We start from the raw sequence: 3,414 nt of genomic DNA, 5'->3' as shown, positions 1-3,414 counted from the left end.
GCTATCAAACGTATGCAAGGCTAAACAAGTCCTAGAGGATGATAGAGCAGACTTCACAAGCAAGGTACAGGCAAGGAGCATCCTGTTAGTTAGTCAGGAGGGTTATAAGTGGGTAGAAACTTTGCCACAAAAGTATACACACTCCAACGTAAAAAGCGACACATAGCACTGGAAGAATTCAATTTCTTCTGGGATGCTCACGAAATCAAAAATTTTAAATCAATGTGGAACGAAGGTAAAAGCATAAAGCAAATAGCAATCATATTAGATCGTGATCCAGATGAGGTATTAATACTAGCAATAGATCAAGCAAGAAGTGGATATATAAAAAAGCGTCAAGGCGGCGCAATGGGAGTGATGGCGTGAGATTTGTAGGTATAGATCCAAGTACAAAAACAGGGGTAGTGGTAATTGATGAAAATGGAGCGGTCTTGCATGAGCTAGAAATAGAGTTGGAAAACGGAATGTTCTCAACTGTGGCACAGATTCAGGATTATGGCAGAGAAATAGCCCGTTATACAGAAGGAGCGGATGTAACTTGCATAGAGGGATTCTCATTTGCTTCAAAAGGTAAAGGAGTAAGCATTCAGTACGGTGTGGGCTTTGCAGTTAGGTTTGCGTGTAGGGATGTAGGATCTAATTTTCTGGAGATACCACCAAGCCAAGTGAAAAAATTCGCCACAGGCATTGGCAACATATCAAAAGATAATATGGTTTTACCTATTTTTAAGAAATGGAAATATGAGCATGAATCAGACAACGTACGAGACGCCTTTATTTTGGCTCAGATTGCACGATCAATCACTATGGGTACATTTAGCTATAAATATCAGTTGGAGGTCTTAGAATCAATTCTAGCGCCATCTGAGAAGGTTACTAAAAAGAAGGGTGGGAAGGGGAATGGTAATAAGCAAAGAGCAGTATGCAATAGCTAGATCAAATGGGATATCAAACGACACAACGTATAACAGAGTTTATAACTGCGGGTGGGACGTTGAAAAAGCCATTACTAAGCCTGTGAGAAAGAAGGTAGATGTGGATTATCCAGAAGGCTTAGAAAAAAACGGAATAAGTAAATCAGCCTACTACGCACGAATAAAAAAAGGTTGGGAGCCTGAAAGGGCGGCTACGGAACCTTATAAAGAATCCAGCAGGAAAGCTCTTAAGATGGTACATGAAAAGAACAGAAAGTATCCAAAAAAGTATGTGAAGCTAGCAATACAAAACGGATTAACATATGAGATTTTCGCAAACCGTATGAGGGCAGGTTGGAAGCTCGAAGATGCTGCAACAAAGACAAAGGGAACTAAACTACGGAAAATTAGAAACGAGAAAATAGACTATCGGAGGTAATAAGATGCAAGTAAAAGTGAAAAAACTCAATGATAACGCAGTAATCCCAGTATATGCAAAACAAGGGGATAGCGGATTTGATTTAGTGTCTACAAAATACATGTTAATCGAACCAGGAGAAACAAAAATCGTGCCAACTGGATTGTCTTTTGAGATACCCGAAGGTTATGAAATGCAAGTCAGACCGAGATCAGGCGTAACATTACGAACGAAATTAAGAGTACAACTTGGAACAATTGATAGCGGTTATAGAGGTGAAATAGGAATTATCATTGACAATATTTCAACTAAAATTGAAAGTTGTGCCGCAATTGATATAAAAGGGCAGACGGTATTTGAAAGACAGAAAAACGGTGATCCTTATGAACTTAGTCAAGGAACTTACATGATAAATGCAGGTGACCGTATAGCACAAGGCGTTATTGTTCCAGTGGTAAAGTCTGAGATGGTAGAAACAGACTCTCTAAGCGACTCAGAGCGCAATACAGGAGGCTTCGGGCACACAGGAGTATAAACACAAGGATAGATAAATAAAACGGCTTACAGGGCTGTTTGTGCAAGAGTGTAATTGTAAATCTGAGTTTTCGGAGGTGAAAACAATGAAAAAGAGACAAAAAAAGAAGAATTTATATAAAAAACTACTCAATCATAGCAAAGAAGCATTGGAACATTACAAAGTATCTGGAATCGATATAACTGCATGTGAATGTTGCGGAGAGGACTTAGATAAGAACGATGAATACCACAATAAATACGGTACATGCGATCAATATTGTTACGGGAAATTAGTAGGAGTCTATTACTAAAGGAGAGGGTGAGTGTAGATGAATAACAAGATACAAGAGATAAAGAAAGCAGTGCAGTCACTTGAAGCCAATTACCCCATGGAAATGTGGGATTGGGAAGAAAAACAAATGAAATACCTTTTATCGGAATATGAACGGATAACAACAACCTTGGAATATATTGCGGAAGTTTGTTTGGATAAACGTTGCTTGCAGGCGGCACAAGAAGCTTTAGCGCACAAAGGATAACAGAGAGGGGAGAGAAGAAGTGAAACAATCAAAATACTATGAAATTAATGAAGAGCAAGCAAGACAAGCAAGAGACATGTGGAGCTTTACGGAATATGTCGCCGGTAGTGCTACGGAGGACTACAAACAGAGTGTTAACGCAGCGTATGAGATTGTCGATGATGTACCGGATCATGCGCAAGAAAAAGCCTTATATTATGCCGATATGTACGCCAAGAAATTAGCGGACAATATCAATAAAGGTTTTCGCATTGAATTAATGTGTCCGTCTGTAATGATTAGCGGCGCAGGTAATTTTCCAATGCGAAAAAAAGAAAAGCAAAACGCAGCGAGAGAACGGAATTATGCAGAGTATGAACGGATTAAGGGTTATGTAGACAAAATCAAATGGCTTAAAAACTCAAAGGCTGTTGAACAATCAGATCAACCAAATAAAGAATACGATCTTAAATACTTCAAAGTGATAGAAAATGCGGAAATAAACCGCCTGCAGATTGTATTTGATGGCAAGCCAAACGATGACGTACGCACAATAATCAAGTCAAACGGATATAAGTGGTCTCCCAAAAACCAAACATGGCAACGACAATTAACCGACAATGCAAGGGCAAGCGTGGAAAAAGTTGAGCGGTGCATAAAGACTTTAGAGGATGGTGATAAGGAATGAATACATGTGAAATATGTGAAAAAGAAAAGAAATCACTGGTCAAGTGTGAAGGATGCAAAAATTATGTTTGTGAAGATTGCTGTATAGACCTAACACCAACGAACATGATTGACTTCCCTTTTTGTGTAGATTGCCATTCAGCGAATGAAGGAGGGCTTTAGATGAATATAGAGGATGTAAAGCAACTATCCGATAGGGAACTGGATGTTGAATTGTCTATCCTTACTGGATTCACAGCAAGAATGGCGGAAAGGTTAGCTATATATGGTCGGGATGTTGAAAAGTATAAGAATGATATTTTTTACTCTTACACAGCCAACTTAGCTAATTCCAGAGAAGCCCAAGCAAAGGCTATAGCGG

General features: G+C 39.1%; 8 protein-coding genes. All 8 read left to right on the top strand.

What is annotated here, in order from left to right; genetic code table 11:
* Positions 1-108 precede the first annotated feature (108 nt).
* Positions 109-366, top strand: coding sequence for a helix-turn-helix domain containing protein (locus J2Z32_RS22110; protein ID WP_210091373.1), 258 nt, complete (start codon positions 109-111; stop codon positions 364-366).
* Positions 363-935 (top strand): hypothetical protein, encoded by a 573-nt coding sequence (locus J2Z32_RS22105; RefSeq protein ID WP_210091372.1) that lies wholly within the window; start codon positions 363-365, stop codon positions 933-935. The genes J2Z32_RS22110 and J2Z32_RS22105 overlap by 4 nt, the downstream gene beginning before the upstream one ends.
* Positions 901-1,353, top strand: a complete 453-nt coding sequence (locus J2Z32_RS22100) for a nucleoside permease (protein ID WP_210091371.1) — start codon at positions 901-903, stop codon at positions 1,351-1,353. The genes J2Z32_RS22105 and J2Z32_RS22100 overlap by 35 nt, the downstream gene beginning before the upstream one ends.
* Before the next feature lie 4 nt (positions 1,354-1,357).
* Complete coding sequence (locus tag J2Z32_RS22095; RefSeq protein ID WP_210091370.1) at positions 1,358-1,867, top strand: dUTP diphosphatase; 510 nt, start codon at positions 1,358-1,360, stop codon at positions 1,865-1,867.
* Between the two features lie 85 nt (positions 1,868-1,952).
* Positions 1,953-2,159, top strand: coding sequence for a hypothetical protein (locus tag J2Z32_RS22090; protein ID WP_210091369.1), 207 nt, complete (start codon positions 1,953-1,955; stop codon positions 2,157-2,159).
* Positions 2,160-2,177: 18 nt separating this feature from the next.
* Positions 2,178-2,387 carry a hypothetical protein gene (locus J2Z32_RS22085; RefSeq protein WP_210091368.1) on the top strand — a complete coding sequence of 70 codons (210 nt, stop codon included), beginning with the start codon at positions 2,178-2,180 and terminating at the stop codon, positions 2,385-2,387.
* A gap of 19 nt (positions 2,388-2,406) precedes the next feature.
* Positions 2,407-3,054: a hypothetical protein gene (locus J2Z32_RS22080; protein WP_210091367.1), complete on the top strand. Its 648-nt coding sequence runs from the start codon at positions 2,407-2,409 to the stop codon at positions 3,052-3,054.
* Between the two features lie 161 nt (positions 3,055-3,215).
* Positions 3,216-3,414 (top strand): hypothetical protein (locus tag J2Z32_RS22075; protein ID WP_210091366.1); only part of this gene is annotated, 199 nt, incomplete at its 3' end.

The sequence above is a fragment of the Paenibacillus turicensis genome, from assembly GCF_017873435.1.
GTDB classification, from domain to species: Bacteria; Bacillota; Bacilli; order Paenibacillales; family Paenibacillaceae; genus Fontibacillus; species Fontibacillus turicensis.
Note: the sequence above shows the minus strand (reverse complement) of the source record. Positions and strands in the feature narration are given on the sequence as shown.